We start from the raw sequence: 13,431 nt of genomic DNA, 5'->3' as shown, positions 1-13,431 counted from the left end.
ACCGGCGGTTCCGGCGGCAAGGTGGGAGTGCACCAGGAACACGGAAGTGGGAGGGGATGTCCGGTGAGTGGACTCAACAAGGGGGCGGACGGCCTCAGCAAGGGGCTCGGCAAGGTCCAGGTGTCGCTGAGATGGGATCCGAGCCCGATGGGCCTGGCCGACAACGACCTCGACCTCATCGCGGCCACGTACACCGCGGACGAGCCGTACGGCAAGCCCGCCTATCTCGTGCACTTCGACAGCCGGTCGCCCGACGGCACCATCCTCCTCAACCGGGACAGCCGCACCGGCATGGGGCTGGGCTCGGACGAGGTCATGACGCTGGAGCTCGACCGGCTGGCGCCCGCGTACGCCCGGGTCGTCGTCGGGGTGGCCATACAGCAGGGCGGCGGGCGCAAGACCTTCGGGGACGTGGCCAACACCGGCGTCCGCGTCACGGAGGGGTACACCGAGCTGGCCGCGGACGACTTCGCGGCGGTCGCCGGGGCCACGGCGGCGACGGTCGTGGAGTTCGTGCGCACCGGGCAGGGCGCGTGGGAGTGCCGTCCCGCCGTCCGCGGGTTCGACACCGACCCGGCCGCCTTCGCAGCGGTGATGGGCCGCGCCTGACCGGGGCGGGAGGGCCGCACGGCACGCTCACCGCGCGCCCGGGCGGCACTCCCCCGCCCCGGTCCTGCCGGCATGCCGGCATGCCGCCGATCGGCTGCTCCGTCCTGCCCCGAGGACTGGAATCCGTCCGCAGCGGACACGATCTTCCAGACCCGAGGATCAGAGGAGCGAGGACCGAGGACCCCGATGACGCACCCCAGGACGCCCGGCCGCGCCCCTGCCAGGGTGGCGCTGGCGGCGGTCCTGGCCTGCGCCGTCCCCCTCCTCGTCGGCGCGGACCACCGCGGCCCGCGGACGTGCATCGCCTCGTGGTACGGCGCGCCGGAGGAGATGCTCGACGGCTGGCCCACCGCCAGCGGGGAGCCCTTCGACCCGGAGGCGATGACCGCCGCCAGCCGGGACCTGCCGTTCGGCACCCGCGTACGGGTCACCAACGCCGGAACCGGTGACGAGGTCATGGTCAGGATCAACGACCGGGGCCCGAGGGACACGAGCCGCTGCATCGACCTGTCGCGGGCCGCGTTCGAGGAGATCGCCGACACCGACCAGGGCCTGGTCCGGGTGAGCCTCGAAACCCTCGGCGGAGTCGCCTGAGCGCGAGTGTGCGGCGAGTGCGGGTTCGTTAGGTGCGTGAGGTGCGTGAGCATGAGTACGCGTACTCATGCCGCCACTGCGGTCCGGGGGAAACACTGAGGTCATGGCACCTCTCCCCGTGGCACCCCCTGCCGTGGTCCCGCACCGGTCCGGGGCCGGCAGAAGCGCCGGCGTCCCCTGGTACGCGGATCTGCTGATCGCCCTCGGCCTCCTGGCGCTGGAGGTCGTCGCGGCCGTCGGCTGCCTGTACGCCGTGGGCATCGAAGGCTGGGCGTACAACGCCGATTACGGCGGACGCCGGGATGCGCCCCCGCCGCCGGACACCTCCGGACAGCTGATGACGTGCGTCGCCGTCCTCGCCGCGTTCGCCTTCGTCGCGGCCGTCGGCCTGGCCTTCGCGCGGGCCTTCATCACCGTCGTCGTCCAGGGGCTGGTGGCCGCGTGCCTCGGCCTGGCCCTGCTCGCCATCCCGATCGTCGAGGACCACGGCAGGACCGACAGCGGCGCCCGGCCGGTCCAGGCTCCGGCAGCGATGCCGTGGCACGACGGCCGTCACTGACACCGGCTCAGGCGCTGCCGGTCCCTCCCGGGCCGCTCCGGACCGCGGGCAATGCACCGTCATTCGTACGGTAGTATTCATTTCGCGCCGCTAGCTCAGTTGGTCAGAGCGGCTGACTCTTAATCAGCAGGTCCGGGGTTCGAGTCCCTGGTGGCGCACTTGTGAGGAAAGGCCCCCGCCGGACGGCGGGGGCCTTTCGCGTATCTGCTGCGTCGGGCCGTCTGCGTCAGGTCGTCTGCGCCTGCTCGTAGAGGGCCTTGGCCTCGTCGCCGAAGTACGGGCCGAACATCGTGTTCGGCAGGAACGTGTACCCGAAGCTGTTCACCGACGCCTGCAGGCCGGTGCCGGTCGCCTCGTCGAACGATGCGAACCACGGGCCGCCGCTGGAGCCGCCCGTCATGTTGCAGCTCAGCCCGTGGTCCTTGGTGAGGAGGAAGTCCTTGGTGGAGTTCCCGCTGCAGTGGATGAGCTTCTTGCCGTCGTACGGGGACGCCGCGGGGTAACCGAAGGCGTACATGGGCTTGTTGTAGGCGCCGTTGAACTGCAGGCCCTGCGCTCCGACGGTGTCCGCGAGCCGCTTGCCGCCCAGCGGGGCCACGACGGCGGCGCCGATGTCGTAGTTGATGTCCTCGCTGGCCGTCCACTGCGGCGTGGCCAGCGTCTTGGTCGCCGCCCAGGTTCCGTAGGGCGTCTTCCCGTCGTCGTAGCCGGGGGCGAAGGTCCAGTTGGTGTGCCAGTTGCCCTGGTACTTGACGCAGTGCCCGGCCGTGATCACGGTGCTGGCGTTGCGGCTGGTGACGGCGTCGGCCGAACAGGAGGCGTTGCGGCCCTGCATGGTGAAGAACACCCGGCCCGAGGTCTTGGCCACCGCGCCGCCACCGGTCCACGGGCCTCCCTGCTGCGGGAAGGAGGCGAGGGACCCGGCGGCCGGGAGGGTGGCGGCGACGGTGAGCGTCTCACCCCTGGCCACCGGCGCCTCGCCGCGGGCCGCCGGTGCCGCGAGCGTGCCGGGTGCGACGGAGGGCGGGTCGAGCGGGACGGCCGTGCGCATCCGTTCGGGCGTCCAGTAGTCGGCGACGGCCTGCTGCGCGTCCGGTGAGGCCGCGGCGGTGTGCACGGCCGGGGCCGGGGCCGGGGCTCCGCCCCGAGCGGGGCCGGCCGTCGCGGCCTGTGCGCCTGCGGCGACCAGGGCGCAGGCGGCCAGCAGCACACCTGCGGTCGTACGGCGGGATCGTCTCACGCGTACTCCTTCTGCGGTGCGGATACGGCAGGTACGCATACGGCAGGTGCGCATACGGCAGGTGCCGGAAGCTGCGTGGTGCCGTGATGCCGTGATGCACGGTGCGTGGGGTGCAGAGTGCCACGCGGCCCCGCGGATTGACAGGGGCGCGTCAAGGAGCCGTTGCGCTCACTCCGAAGCGGTCAGCCAAAAGGCCCACCTTCGAGTGGATTAAGGGCGTTCAGCCGTAACTCGCCCGCGTCATACGGCATCGTGCAGGCGCTCACCATCGGAACCGGACCGTCGACACCCGCAACCAAGGGGAATCACGTTGCCCGCCGAGACCACCGAGGTACATGAGGAATTACGCTTCCGCTCCCCGACCCTGACCGCCTTCGAGAAGAGCCCGCTCACCGCCCGTGCGATGAGCCGGCGCCTGCCCCAGCTCGTCCGCAAGGCACTGAACCTGGCCTGGCGCGTGGACAGACGGGCCGTCCTGACGCTCCTCGTCTGCCAGGTGCTGTCCGGCGTGTTCGAGGCCTTCGGCCTGCTGGCCACCAGCAGCACGATCACCGCGCTGATCACCTCCGGCCACATCGAGGACCGGCTCGTGGACGCGCTGCCCTCGCTCGCCCTCCTCGCCGGGGCGGCCGGGACGCGGGCCCTGCTCGCCATCGCCGTCGCCAACATCTCCAGCCGGCTGGCCCCCCGGATCTCCCGCGAGGCCGAGCTCCAGATGCTCGACGCGGCGATCAACGCCGAGCTCGCCGCCTACGACCACCCCGGCTTCAACGACAAGCGCGAAGCCGCCGACCGCGGCGCGGACGTCGCCCAGGACCTGCTCACCGAATCCCAGGACCTCATGGCCTGCCTCGCGTCGCTGATCGCGGCGGCCGGCGTGGTCACGCTCCTGCACCCGGTCCTGCTGCCGCTGCTCCTGCTGGCCACCCTCCCGCAGGGCATCGCGAGCGTGAAGGGGGCGCGGGTCCACTACCAGACCTCCCGCGCCCTGAGCGGCGACCGCCGCGTGCTCAACCACCTGCGGTGGCACGTCACCGACAAGCTCTTCGCCGACCAATTGCGCTCGGGCACCATGGCCGAGTTCCTCCTCGGCCGCTACCGCTCGATCAGCAACCGCATCCACACCACCACCGACAAGGCGGTCCACCGGGGCGCGCGGTACGCGCTCGCGGGCGCCGTGGCCGGCGGGCTCGCCTCCGGCCTGGTGTGGGCCGCGCTCGCCCTGCTGCTGGGCACCGGGCACATGTCGCTCGCCTCGGCCGGCACGGCGGTCTTCGCCCTGCGGTCGGTCGGCTCGTCCCTGCGCGGCATGGTCTCCTACGGCGCCCGCCTCTTCCGCACCGGCCTCTACCTCGACGACTGGGCCGAGTTCATCGACGAGGCCGGCGGGCACCGCATGCAGCGCGGCGCCCGGACCCCCGCGGCCCCCGCGGCCGTCCGCGCCGAGTCCCTCACCTTCTGCTACCCCGGCTCCGACCGCCCCGCGCTGCACGAGGTCGACCTGGAGGTCCGGCGCGGCGAAGTCGTGGCCCTGGTGGGGGAGAACGGTTCGGGGAAGACCACCCTCAGCAAGCTGCTGACCGGCCTGTACCTGCCCACCGAGGGCAGGGTCACCTGGGACGGCGTCGACTCCGGCGAACTCGACCCGCAGGCCATGTGGCGGCAGACCGCCGTCGTCCCGCAGGACTTCGCCCACTGGCCCCTGTCCGCGCGCGACAACATCACCCTCGGACAGGTGCACGACGGGGACGGCCTCGTCCTCCAGGCGGCCGCGCACGCAGGCGCCGACGAAGTCGTCAAGGAGCTCCGCAGCGGGCTCGACACCCTCCTGGCCCGCGAGTGGTACGGCGGGGTGGAGCTCTCCGGCGGCCAGTGGCAGCGCATCGCCATCGCGCGGGCCTTCTACCGCCCGGCGGGCCTGCTCGTCATGGACGAACCCACGAGCGCCCTGGACGCCCGGGCGGAGCACCGCATCTTCTCCGGACTGCGCAAGATCGCCGAGGAACGGGCCGTCGTCCTCGTCACCCACCGCCTGGCCAACGTCGCGGTCGCCGACCGCATCGTCGTCCTCGACCACGGCCGGGTCATCCAGCTGGGCACCTTCGCCGAACTCGTCGAGGCCCCCGGCCTCTTCCGGGAGCTGTGGTCCCTGCAGAACGACCGGGGGCTCCCCACGGCGCCGGAGGAGGTGAGCGGCGCCGTGCGCTGACCGCGCCACCACCGACCCCGATCCCGATCCCGATCCCCGACCCCCGACCCCCACTGAAGGAGGGCTGTCATGACGAAGCGTCCGCGTTCACCGAGGACGGTCCGTACGGCGCGAGCCGTACTGGCCGCGTTCCTGACGGCCACCGCGATGGCGGGGGCCGCGCCGGCACCCGCTCCGGCGGGCGCCACCGTGCACGTCCGGCCCGCCGCGCGCGGCGGAGGACACGAGCGCACCCAGGCCGCCCTGGACGCCGCCGTCAAGGCGGGCGTCCCCGGCGCCCTGGCGCGGGTCCGCGACGCGCACGGCACCTGGAACGGCTCCGCCGGCCTCGCCGACCTGCACACCAAGCGGCCGAGGCTCGCCGGGGACCGCTTCCGCGCCGGGAGCATCGGCAAGCCCTTCACCGCCACGGTCCTCCTGCAGCTGGAGGCCGAGCACCGGCTCAACCTGGACGACACCGTCGAGAAGTGGCTGCCCGGCATGGTGCGGGGGCACGGGAACGACGGCCGCAGGATCACCCTGCGCCATCTCCTCCAGCAAACCAGCGGGCTCTTCGACTACACCGGGGACCCGGAAGTCCTGAGGAACCTCACCACCACCGCGTTCCTCAAGCACCGCTACGACCGCTGGACACCCCGGCGGATCGTGCGGACCGCGACGGCCCACGCGCCGGGCTTCGCACCGGGCACCCGCTACGCGTACACCCCCACGGGCTACGTCCTCGCCGCCCTCGTCGTGGAGAAGGCGACCGGACGGTCCTACGAGGAGGAGGTGGAGCGCCGGATCATCGCACCGCTCGGCCTGCACTCCACCCGCCTGCCGCGCCACGAGCGCACGGTCCCGGCCCCCGCCGGACGCAGCTACAGCTGGTTCACCGACGACCCGGACCGCAGGATGCACGACGTCACCGACTTCGACCCCTCCCTGATCCGGGCCACGGGCGACCTGATCAGCACCGGGGCCGACCTCGACCGCTTCCTCACCGCCCTGCTGCAGGGCAGGCTGTTGCCGCCGGCGCAGCAGCGGGAGCTGAGGACGACCGTCCCCACCGGCGAGGACCCGGGCGCGGCGTACGGCCTGGGGCTGTTCCGGTACACGCTCTGCGGGACGGAAGTCTGGGGGCACACCGGCCTGTTCGTCGGGACGCAGAGCATCGCCTTCGTCTCGGCGGACACCCGGCACAGCCTCGTCCTCAACTTCAACACCGACACCCTGAGCAACACGGACGCCGCGGGGGACGTCTTCAAGGCGGAGTTCTGCCCCGCGTCGCAGTAGGGTCCGGGCCGGCCTCCCGCAATGGCTGCAGGGCTCGCGTCACGCCCCGGTCGGCACGCGCGCGTTGGTGAGAACCTCGCGTGCCGACAGGGCGGCGGTCAGGCCCGAGGCCGCCAGGTGGGCGTCGACGATCCGCAGCCCGTGCTTCTTGGCGCTCATCGGCTCCCGGGACGCAGGAACCGCCGTAGCTTCTGCAGCGGCCATGTGTTGATGACGTCGTCCTTCGTCAGCCAACCCCGTTGCGCCGTGCCCACCCCGTAGCGCATGTAGGGCAGGTGGGTCACCGAGTGGGCGTCCGTGTTGATCGCGAACTTCACGCCGTGACGCTTGGCGCGCAGGATGTCCTCGTCGCAGAGGTCGAGCCGTTCGGGGTGGGCGTTGATCTCCAGGGCGGTGTCCGTGCGGGCGCAGGCTTCGAAGACCGCGTCGAAGTCGGCGTCGATGCCCCGGCGTTTGCCGATGAGCCGTGTCGTGGGGTGTCCGATGATGTTGACGTGCGGGTTCTCGCAGGCGCGCAGCAGGCGGCGGGTGAGTTCGTCGCGGGTCTGGTTGAAGTGCGAGTGCACCGAGGCGACGCACAGGTCGAAGCCCGCGAGGAAGTCGTCCGGCCAGTCCACTTCGCCGTCGGGGCCGATGTTGAGCTCGGTGCCGTGCAGCAGGTGCATTCTGCGGTGCTTCCCGTCGAGCTCGCGGACCCGCTTTCGCTGCGCGAGGATCTTGGCGTCCGTCATGCGCTGCATGAAGAGGTTCGGGGCGTGGTCCGTCACGGCGTAGTAGGCGTAGCCGCGCCCGGCGGCCGCGGTCACCATGTCCTGCAGCGTCGCCACGCCGTCCGTGAGGTCGGTGTGGGTGTGGAGGTCTCCCCGGATGTCGCTTTCCTCGATGAGCTCGGGCAGTTCGTCGCGCAGGCCGGCGGCGATCTCGCCGCGGTCCTCGCGGAGGGCCGGGGGGATCCAGGGGAGGCCGAGCCGCGCGTAGACCTCCTCCTCGGTCCCCGAGACGATCTTCTTGCCGCTCTTGGCGTGGAAGAGGCCGTACTCGGACAGCTTGTACTTGTGGCGGACCGCGATCTCGCGCACGCGGATGTTGTGCGCCTTGGAACCGGTGAAGTACAGCAGTCCCGCTCCCCAGGCGTCCGCCGGCAGGACGCGCAGGTCGACCTGGAGTCCCTTCGTCGTACGGATGGAGGTCTTCTTCTCGCCGTGCGCGATGACCTCGGCGGTGATCGGCAGCTCGGTGATCGCCTCCATGAGCGGGCCCGACCGGGCGGCCGCGACGAGGATGTCGACGTCCCCGATGGTCTCGCGCATCCGGCGCAGCGACCCCGCGTACGTGCACCGCTCGCATCCGTCGACCCCGGAGAGGTCGGCGACGATCTGTTCGGCGACGTCCATGGCGGCGTTCAGCAGGATGCGGTCGCCTGCCTGCTGCATCAGGGCGATGCCGTGGAGGATGTTCTCCTCGGTCTTGGCGCCGAAGCCCTTGAGGTCGCGGAGCTTCTCGTCGTGGATGGCGTCGAGGAGCTCGTCGACGGAGGAGATGTGGAGTTCCTCGTGGAGGAGCATGGCCTTCTTCGGGCCGAGCATGGGGATGCCGATCAGCTCGCGCACTCCGGCCGGGATGACGGCCCTGGCCTCCTCGACGATGGAGAGCCGGCCGGTCCGCAGGTATTCGAGGACCTTCTCGGCGATCGACTTGCCGACGTTGGGGATGTCGAGCAGCCCCTTGAGGTCGAGGCGGGAGACATCGGCGTGGTGGCCGCCGATCGCGCGGGCGGCCTTCTCGTAGGCGCGCGCCTTGTAGGCGTCGCCGCCGGTGATGGTGACGAGGTCGGCGTACTCCTGCAGCAGCGCCTCGACCTCTTCGTTGGGCCGGGCCATGGGACTGCTGTTCCCCGTCAGTACGAATACGACACATTTCCGGCCCAAAACTCACTGTTCCTACAATGAAACGGGTGGGGCGAGGAGGTGGTTGAACCATGAAGCTCGCACTCGCCGGCGACACCATGCTGGGCCGCGAAGTCGCCGGACGCCTCGCCACGGACCCGCCGGAGAGCCTGTTCGCCGACGAGGTCGTGGCCGTGGCGCACGAGGCCGACGTCTTCGTCCTCAACCTCGAGTGCGCGGTCTCCGCACGCGGCGAGCGCTGGCGCGACCCCTTCAAGCCGTTCTTCTTCCGGGCGCCGCCCGTGGCGACGGAGACCCTGCGGCACCTCGGCGTCGACTGTGTGAACCTGGCCAACAACCACGCCCTGGACTACGGCCCCGAGGCCCTGCTCGACACCGTCCGCCATCTGGCCGACGCCGGGATCGCCTGGGCGGGGGCCGGCCGCGACGAGGAGGCGGCGCGGCGGCCGGCCGTCCTGGATCGCTGCGGGCTGCGGCTCGGCGTCGTCGGGGTCACCGACCACCCGCACGACTTCGCGGCGGGCCCCGACCGGCCGGGAGTCGCCTACGCGCCCCTGGATGCCGGCGCCCCGGCCTGGCTCCTGCGGACCGTCACCGCCCTGGGCACGGACATCACCCTCGTCACGCCGCACTGGGGCCCGAACATGACCTCCGGCCCGGCCGACTACATCCGCCGGGCGGCGCAGCAGTTCCTCGCCGCGGGCGCCACCCTCGTCGCCGGGCACTCCGCGCACGTCTTCCACGGCGTCCAGGACCGCGTGCTCTACGACCTCGGGGACTTCATCGACGACTACGCGACGGACGACCGGTTGCGCAACGACCTCGGCCTGCTCTTCCTGGTCTCGTTCGACGGCGCCCGCCCCGTCCGCGTGGAAGCGGTGCCCCTCGCGCTCGACTTCTGCCGCACGCGGCTCGCCGACGAGGCGGAGACCGGGTGGATCACCCGCAGGTTCCGGCGGGCCTGCGCGGCCTTCGGCACGGACGTCGCGGAGGAGGACGGCCGTCTGGTGGTGGAGTGGACCAAGCCGTAGAGGCCGGCACCGGGCGCGGGCAGAGGCCCGAGAAGCCCGGAGCGCCTGCTTCCCTCGCGGGCGAAGCCCTAGCATCAGGCATGGCCGAACTCCCGCCCATGACCGCACACCTCTACTTCGATGCCGACACGGGCGAGGAAGAGCGCAGGTCGCTGACCGACGGGCTGGCAGGGCTGGGGGTCGAGACGTACAGCGCGACGCTGGGGGCATTCCGCGGCGAGACGCTCACCTGGCTGGTGCTCGTCGTGCTGCCGCTCAGCGGCTTCCTGCAGAACGTCGGGCAGATCCTCGCCCAGGACGCCTGCACCGCGCTCAAGCGGATCCTGGGAGGCGCGCTGCGGCGCTCCCCGGGCGAGCCGCCCGCGCCGCCTCGCCCGCTGCTGCTGGAGGACACGCGCTCGGCCACCCGGATCCTCGTCGAGGCGGACCTGCCCGTCACCGCCTTTCAGCAGCTCCTCGAACTGGACCTGCAGTCCTGCACGGACCGGACGCTCTCCTACGACCGGGAGCGCAACTGCTGGAGCGATTCCGCGGGCGGGCAGGGGTAGCTGGGGGCCGCCCGGTGCGTAACGTAGGTTGACCCGGTGATTCCCAGTGACGAGCAGCGGCTGATCGCCGACCGGTACCTCCTGACCGACCTGCTGGGACGCGGCGGCATGGGCGCGGTCTGGCGGGCCGACGACCAGCTGCTGCAGCGCACCGTCGCGGTCAAGGAGCTGTACCTCGGGGACGAGGGCGGCGGGCACCGGCGGGCGCTGCGGGAAGCACGCACCATCGCCCGCGTCTCCCACCCCAACGTGGTCGACATCTACGACCTGGTCGAGTACGAGGACCGGTTGTGGATCGTCATGGAGCTCGTGAACGGCCCGTCGCTCGCCGATCACCTCGCCTCCGCCGGCCCGCTGCCCCCGGCCAGGGCGGCCGAGATCGGTCTGCAGCTTCTCGCCGCCCTCGGGGCGGTGCACGCCGCCGGTGCCCTGCACCGTGACGTGAAGCCCGCCAACGTGCTGCTGCGCGGCGACGGCAGTGTCGCGCTGACCGACTTCGGCATCGCCTCCCTGGCCGACGGCGAGTCGCTGACCGGCACCGGCGAGGTGATGGGCTCCCTCGGCTTCATCGCCCCCGAACGGCTGCACAACCGGCCGGCGGGCCCGGCCGGCGACCTGTTCTCGCTGGGCGTCACGCTGTGCGTCCTGGTCTCCGGCCGCGGCGCCGGCGCAGCCGTCTGCGCCGGGCCGCGATACCGCTGGCCGTCGTGCTGCTCGCGGCCGGTGCCGGCACCGCGTACCTGATGACCGGTCCGGCGAAACAGCGCGCAACGACGCCGGCCACGGCACCCGAACGGCCGCCCGTGGCACCTGACGAGGTGATGCAGGCGCCGGACGACCGAAACCAGTACCGGGTGTTCTCCGGAGACCAGTACGTGCTGGTCGAAGTCGCCGACGGGAGCTACGCCGACAAGCAGGTGCAGGGGCCCCGCTCGCTGAGCGACTGGAAGGGCAGTTTCCGGCGCGTACAAGAAGGGGCGCGGTAAGCCTGCCGCCGCGCCACCCACACCCACGTCTGCACACCGCTCGTAACGGCTGAATGGGAAGTTCCCGTGGGCGTCGGTGCGGTCCGTGCTCCACTGCCTCGGGCGCGTCCCCGCCGGGTGGTGACCGACGTCGCCACCCGGCGCCCCTGTTTCCAGCCCGCCTCTCCCCCTTCGCAGGGCTCCCCTTCTGCCACGCCGTCCGCTACGTTCCCCTCTACGTTCGCCTCGCGTACCACGCCCCGTCACACCGACGACACGGCCCCTTCCCCGGCACTCGCTGCTCTTGGAACACCCGGTTCCAGCCCCGACTCCCCAAGAGGTTCTCAGACTCATGCCTGAACTCAACCGGCGGCGATTCCTCCAGATCGCCGGCGCGACCGCGGGCTACGCGGCCCTGTCGAGCAGCATCGACCGCGCCGCCGCCATCCCCGCCCGCCGCAGTGCCGGCACGATCCAGGACGTCGAGCACATCGTCGTCCTGATGCAGGAGAACCGATCCTTCGATCACTACTTCGGCACGATGAAGGGCGTGCGCGGCTTCGGTGACCCGCGCCCGGTGTCCCTGCCCAGCGGCAAGCCGGTGTGGTACCAGTCGGACGGGTCCAAGGAGGTGCCGCCCTACCACCCGGACGCCGGGAACCTCGGCATGCAGTTCATCGCGGGCCTCAACCACGACTGGGCGGGCGGGCACAAGGCCTGGAACCAGGGCCGGTACGACCAGTGGCTGCCCGCCAAGGGCACCGGGACGATGGCCTACCTGACGCGGCAGGACATCCCGTTCCACTACGCGCTCGCCGACGCGTTCACCGTGTGCGACGCCTACCACTGCTCGTTCATCGGGGCCACCGACCCCAACCGCTACTACCTGTGGACGGGGCACACGGGCAACGACGGCAAGGGCGGCGGGCCGGTCCTCGGCAACGAGGAGGCCGGCTACGACTGGACGACGTACCCCGAGCGGCTGGAGAAGGCCGGCGTCTCGTGGAAGATCTACCAGGACGAGGGCGACGGCCTGGACAAGGCCGGCTCCTGGGGCTGGATCGAGGACGCCTACCGCGGCAACTACGGCGACAACTCCCTCCTCTACTTCAACAACTACCGCAACGCCAAGCCCGGCGACCCCCTCTACGACAAGGCGCGCACCGGCACGAACGTCAAGAAGGGCGGCGGCTACTTCGACGTCCTCAAGGCCGACGTCAAGGCCGGCAAGCTGCCGCAGATCTCCTGGATCGCCGCGCCGGAGGCGTTCTCCGAGCACCCGAACTGGCCGGTCAACTACGGCGCCTGGTACATCTCCCGGGTCCTGGACGCCCTGACCTCCGACCCGGAGGTGTGGAGCAGGACGGCCCTGTTCATCACGTACGACGAGAACGACGGCTACTTCGACCACGTCCTGCCGCCGTTCCCGCCGGCCTCCGCCGACCGTGGCGCCTCCACCGTGGACACCGCGCTCGACGTCTTCGCCGGGAACGCGCGCTACGGCGCCGGCCCCTACGGGCTGGGCCAGCGCGTGCCCATGCTCGTGGTCTCCCCGTGGAGCACCGGCGGCTTCGTGTGCTCGGAGGTCTTCGACCACACCTCCGTCATCCGCTTCATGGAGCGCCGCTTCGGGGTGCGCGAGCCGAACATCTCGCCGTGGCGGCGTGCCGTCTGCGGCGACCTGACCTCGGCCTTCGACTTCCGCCTTGCGAACGCGCGGCCCGCAGCGCTGCCGGACACCGCGGCCTACGAGCCGCCGGACCGCAAGCGGCACCCGGACTACGTGCCGAAGCCGCCGTCCGACCCCTCCCTGCCCAAGCAGGAGAAGGGCTCGCGGCCCACGCGCCCACTGCCGTACGCCCCGCTGGTGGACGGGACCGCGACCCCCTCGACCGGGCGCTTCACCCTCACCTTCGGCGGGGGCGACGCAGCGGGCGTGTGCTTCACGGTCACGTCCGGCAACCGCACGGACGGCCCCTGGACGTACACGGCCGGAGCCGGCAAGAAGCTCTCCGACACCTGGAACACGGCCTACTCGAAGGGCGTCTACGACCTGTCCGTCTTCGGCCCGAACGGCTTCCTGCGCACCTTCCGCGGGCCCGGCAGGGCCGCCGGCCCGGAGGTGACCGCCCGCCACGACGCCCGCACCGGGGGTCTCGGCCTGACGATGACGAACGCGGGCGGCACCGACTGCCACCTGACGGTCACCGACGCGTACGGCGGGAAGCGCGAGACCTTCACGGTACGGGCGGGCGGGCGGCTGGTCCACACGGTGGACCTGCGCCGCAGCAGGCGCTGGTACGACCTGACCGTGGTGTCGGACACGGACGGCACCTTCCTGCGCCGCTTCGCCGGGCACGTCGAGACCGGTGGTACGGGGGTGAGCGACCCGGCCATCGCCACGGTCTGAGCCCGGCCCCCGGCACGCCCGGCCCGCCCCCGGGGGCCCTGCGCGGCCGGGGGACGGGGCCGCCACGGCGGCGGCTCCCGTTCG

The 13,431-nt window shown here is 71.9% G+C and carries 12 protein-coding genes and 1 tRNA gene; 11 read left to right on the top strand and 2 right to left on the bottom strand.

The window, feature by feature from the left end:
* Window positions 1–63 precede the first annotated feature (63 nt).
* The 4 genes from AS857_RS12430 to AS857_RS12415 all read left to right on the top strand — a co-directional run bounded on the left by AS857_RS12430 (window position 64) and on the right by AS857_RS12415 (window position 1,920).
* On the top strand, window positions 64–609 hold the full coding sequence (locus AS857_RS12430; RefSeq protein ID WP_058043167.1) for a TerD family protein: 546 nt from the start codon (window positions 64–66) through the stop codon (window positions 607–609).
* A 186-nt stretch (window positions 610–795) separates the two neighbouring features.
* Window positions 796–1,203, top strand: a complete 408-nt coding sequence (locus tag AS857_RS37490; protein WP_216823965.1) for a septal ring lytic transglycosylase RlpA family protein — start codon at window positions 796–798, stop codon at window positions 1,201–1,203.
* Between the two features lie 103 nt (window positions 1,204–1,306).
* Window positions 1,307–1,762, top strand: a complete 456-nt coding sequence (locus AS857_RS12420) for a DUF6234 family protein (protein ID WP_144440791.1) — start codon at window positions 1,307–1,309, stop codon at window positions 1,760–1,762.
* Window positions 1,763–1,846: 84 nt separating this feature from the next.
* Window positions 1,847–1,920: transfer RNA gene (locus AS857_RS12415), tRNA-Lys, on the top strand.
* A 68-nt stretch (window positions 1,921–1,988) separates the two neighbouring features.
* Here the strand turns inward: AS857_RS12415 and AS857_RS12410 are convergent.
* A complete protein-coding gene (locus AS857_RS12410; RefSeq protein WP_058043165.1) occupies window positions 1,989–3,041 on the bottom strand; it encodes a trypsin-like serine peptidase in 1,053 nt (350 codons plus the stop codon).
* Between the two features lie 271 nt (window positions 3,042–3,312).
* Between AS857_RS12410 and AS857_RS12405 the strand changes: the two genes are divergently transcribed.
* Both AS857_RS12405 and AS857_RS12400 read left to right on the top strand, forming a co-directional pair.
* The gene (locus AS857_RS12405; RefSeq protein WP_420823932.1) at window positions 3,313–5,211 is read left to right on the top strand and encodes an ABC transporter ATP-binding protein; all 1,899 of its coding nucleotides are present in this window, start codon (window positions 3,313–3,315) and stop codon (window positions 5,209–5,211) included.
* A 69-nt stretch (window positions 5,212–5,280) separates the two neighbouring features.
* Complete coding sequence (locus tag AS857_RS12400; RefSeq protein ID WP_058043164.1) at window positions 5,281–6,486, top strand: serine hydrolase domain-containing protein; 1,206 nt, start codon at window positions 5,281–5,283, stop codon at window positions 6,484–6,486.
* 155 nt (window positions 6,487–6,641) lie between these two features.
* Here the strand turns inward: AS857_RS12400 and polX are convergent, their stop codons facing one another.
* Window positions 6,642–8,366: a DNA polymerase/3'-5' exonuclease PolX gene (polX, locus tag AS857_RS12395; protein WP_058043163.1), complete on the bottom strand. Its 1,725-nt coding sequence runs from the start codon at window positions 8,364–8,366 to the stop codon at window positions 6,642–6,644.
* Window positions 8,367–8,464: 98 nt separating this feature from the next.
* On the opposite strand from polX, the gene AS857_RS12390 reads away from it, so the two are divergent.
* The 5 genes from AS857_RS12390 (at window position 8,465) to AS857_RS12370 (ending at window position 13,347) form a co-directional block, all read left to right on the top strand.
* The gene (locus AS857_RS12390; RefSeq protein WP_058043162.1) at window positions 8,465–9,424 is read left to right on the top strand and encodes a CapA family protein; all 960 of its coding nucleotides are present in this window, start codon (window positions 8,465–8,467) and stop codon (window positions 9,422–9,424) included.
* Window positions 9,425–9,504: 80 nt separating this feature from the next.
* Window positions 9,505–9,972 (top strand): hypothetical protein, encoded by a 468-nt coding sequence (locus tag AS857_RS12385; RefSeq protein WP_058043161.1) that lies wholly within the window; start codon window positions 9,505–9,507, stop codon window positions 9,970–9,972.
* A 36-nt stretch (window positions 9,973–10,008) separates the two neighbouring features.
* Window positions 10,009–10,716 carry a serine/threonine-protein kinase gene (locus AS857_RS12380; protein WP_058043160.1) on the top strand — a complete coding sequence of 236 codons (708 nt, stop codon included), beginning with the start codon at window positions 10,009–10,011 and terminating at the stop codon, window positions 10,714–10,716.
* A complete protein-coding gene (locus tag AS857_RS12375) occupies window positions 10,680–10,958 on the top strand; it encodes a hypothetical protein (protein ID WP_058043159.1) in 279 nt (92 codons plus the stop codon). Before AS857_RS12380 ends, AS857_RS12375 begins: the two co-directional genes overlap by 37 nt.
* A 331-nt stretch (window positions 10,959–11,289) precedes the next feature.
* Window positions 11,290–13,347: a phosphocholine-specific phospholipase C gene (locus AS857_RS12370; RefSeq protein ID WP_058043158.1), complete on the top strand. Its 2,058-nt coding sequence runs from the start codon at window positions 11,290–11,292 to the stop codon at window positions 13,345–13,347.
* Window positions 13,348–13,431: the final 84 nt, after the last annotated feature.

Origin of the sequence: Streptomyces roseifaciens (assembly GCF_001445655.1) — a bacterium.
Classification (GTDB): domain Bacteria; phylum Actinomycetota; class Actinomycetes; order Streptomycetales; family Streptomycetaceae; genus Streptomyces; species Streptomyces aureoversilis.
The sequence above is the reverse complement of the archived record's forward strand: the minus strand, read 5'-3'. Positions and strand labels throughout refer to the sequence as shown.

What these genes read in the sequence shown, in the direction of transcription:
- AS857_RS37490 (WP_216823965.1), top strand. Translation starts at nt 796, where the DNA reads ATGACGCACCCCAGGACGCCCGGCCGCGCCCCTGCCAGGGTGGCGCTG.
- AS857_RS12420 (WP_144440791.1), top strand. Translation starts at nt 1,307, where the DNA reads ATGGCACCTCTCCCCGTGGCACCCCCTGCCGTGGTCCCGCACCGGTCC.
- AS857_RS12410 (WP_058043165.1), bottom strand. Translation starts at nt 3,041, where the DNA reads ATGCGTACCTGCCGTATCCGCACCGCAGAAGGAGTACGCGTGAGACGA.
- AS857_RS12400 (WP_058043164.1), top strand. Translation starts at nt 5,281, where the DNA reads ATGACGAAGCGTCCGCGTTCACCGAGGACGGTCCGTACGGCGCGAGCC.
- polX (WP_058043163.1), bottom strand. Translation starts at nt 8,366, where the DNA reads ATGGCCCGGCCCAACGAAGAGGTCGAGGCGCTGCTGCAGGAGTACGCC.
- AS857_RS12390 (WP_058043162.1), top strand. Translation starts at nt 8,465, where the DNA reads ATGAAGCTCGCACTCGCCGGCGACACCATGCTGGGCCGCGAAGTCGCC.
- AS857_RS12385 (WP_058043161.1), top strand. Translation starts at nt 9,505, where the DNA reads ATGGCCGAACTCCCGCCCATGACCGCACACCTCTACTTCGATGCCGAC.
- AS857_RS12370 (WP_058043158.1), top strand. Translation starts at nt 11,290, where the DNA reads ATGCCTGAACTCAACCGGCGGCGATTCCTCCAGATCGCCGGCGCGACC.